At 57.3% G+C, this 1,472-nt stretch carries 3 protein-coding genes; 2 read left to right on the forward strand and 1 reads right to left on the reverse strand.

Annotation, left to right across the window (positions count from 1 at the left end):
• Together AC2VLY_RS15755 and AC2VLY_RS15760 are read left to right on the forward strand one after the other, a co-directional pair.
• The coding region (locus tag AC2VLY_RS15755) for an MlaE family ABC transporter permease (RefSeq protein WP_486892621.1) at window positions 1–446 on the forward strand (446 nt) is incomplete at its 5' end.
• Window positions 446–1,297: an ABC transporter ATP-binding protein gene (locus tag AC2VLY_RS15760; RefSeq protein WP_486922609.1), complete on the forward strand. Its 852-nt coding sequence runs from the start codon at window positions 446–448 to the stop codon at window positions 1,295–1,297. The genes AC2VLY_RS15755 and AC2VLY_RS15760, both read left to right, overlap by 1 nt.
• Here the strand turns inward: AC2VLY_RS15760 and AC2VLY_RS15765 are convergent.
• Window positions 1,230–1,472: UbiX family flavin prenyltransferase (locus tag AC2VLY_RS15765; RefSeq protein ID WP_486922610.1), on the reverse strand; the 243-nt coding region annotated here is incomplete at its 5' end. The genes AC2VLY_RS15760 and AC2VLY_RS15765 overlap by 68 nt on opposite strands.

Raw genomic sequence — 1,472 nt, forward strand, 5'->3', positions numbered from 1 at the left:
CGTTTACCGCCCAGATCGGGGCCATGCGCGTCACCGAAGAACTCGATGCCCTGCGCACCTTTGGTATCCCCCCCATTCGTCGCCTGGTGTTACCCAAAGTCATCGCCCTGGCTTTGGTGGTTCCCTTGCTGGTGTTGTGGACGGACATGGTGGGAATTCTCGGCGCCATGCTGGTCGCCAAGGCCAACCTGGGCATCAGCTACCACTTTTTCATTCAGGAAATGCCCGTTGCCGTTCCCAGTTTCAATTTATGGCTGGGTATTATCAAAGGCGCCGTTTTCGGCATACTGATTGCCTGGATTGCCGGTTTTCATGGCCTGAAAGTCAAGCCCAACACCACCAGCCTGAGTCGGGAAACCACCAATTCCGTGGTGTTCTCCATCACCCTGGTGATTCTCATTGACGCCATCCTCGCGCTGGTATTTGCCAATACGGGGATTAGCTGATGGAACGGCTTGATGCCATCATCATGGAAAATATTGGTACCCGCTTCGGAGACTACTGGATTCACCGCAATCTGGACCTGAAAGTCCACTGCGGTGAAATCCTCGCCATTGTCGGTGGTAGTGGCACCGGCAAAACCACCCTGTTGCGGGCCATGATGGGCCTGGTCCCCATTGCCGATGGCAAGCTGACCATACTCGGCAAAAATCCGCAAACCCTGACCCTGCGCGAACAAATTGCCCTGCGCCAGCGCTGGGGCGTACTTTTCCAGCAAGGTGCCCTGTTCAGCGCCCTGACCGTTTTCGAAAACATTGCCTTTCCCCTGCGCGAGTGGGGACACCTGACCCGCACCGAAATCAATGATCTGGTGGCCCTGAAATTACAGATGGTCGGGCTTCAGCCCAAAGATGCGTGGAAGCTGCCTGCCGAGCTTTCGGGTGGCATGATCAAGCGCGTGGCCCTGGCGCGGGCGCTGGCCATGGAAGCGGAAATTCTCTTTCTGGACGAGCCCACCTCGGGACTGGATCCGATAGCTGCCTCGGATTTTGATGCACTGCTGCGGCAGGTACATGCGGATATCGGCTTTACCGTGGTCATGGTCAGTCATGATCTGGACAGTCTCGCGGCCACGGCCAGCCGGGTGGCAGTACTGGCCGACCACAAGGTACTGACCGTGGGTCCCCTCAGTGAAGTGCAGGCCGTGGACCATCCCTATATTCAGGCATTTTTTCATGGGGAACGCGGCGAAAGATTACTCAACAGCCTCCGGGCCACCGGCAAACTGCCTACTCTCCCCAGCGGCGACCAATCTGGTTTGGCACGCCAATCTGATCCAGCACCCGCGCAACCATAAAATCCACCAAATCTTCAATGCGCTGGGGACGATGGTAAAAACCCGGACTGGCCGGCAAAATCCGCACCCCCATGCGCGCCAGACTCAGCATATTTTCCAGATGAATGGTCGAAACCGGACTTTCCCGGGGCACCAGCACCAACTTGCGGCCTTCCTTGAGCATGACGTCTGCCGC

The sequence above is a fragment of the Acidithiobacillus sp. TH-A36 genome (assembly GCF_057473445.1).

Excerpts from the sequence above, each read along its gene's own strand:
- AC2VLY_RS15760 (WP_486922609.1), top strand. The coding sequence starts at position 446 with ATGGAACGGCTTGATGCCATCATCATGGAAAATATTGGTACCCGCTTC.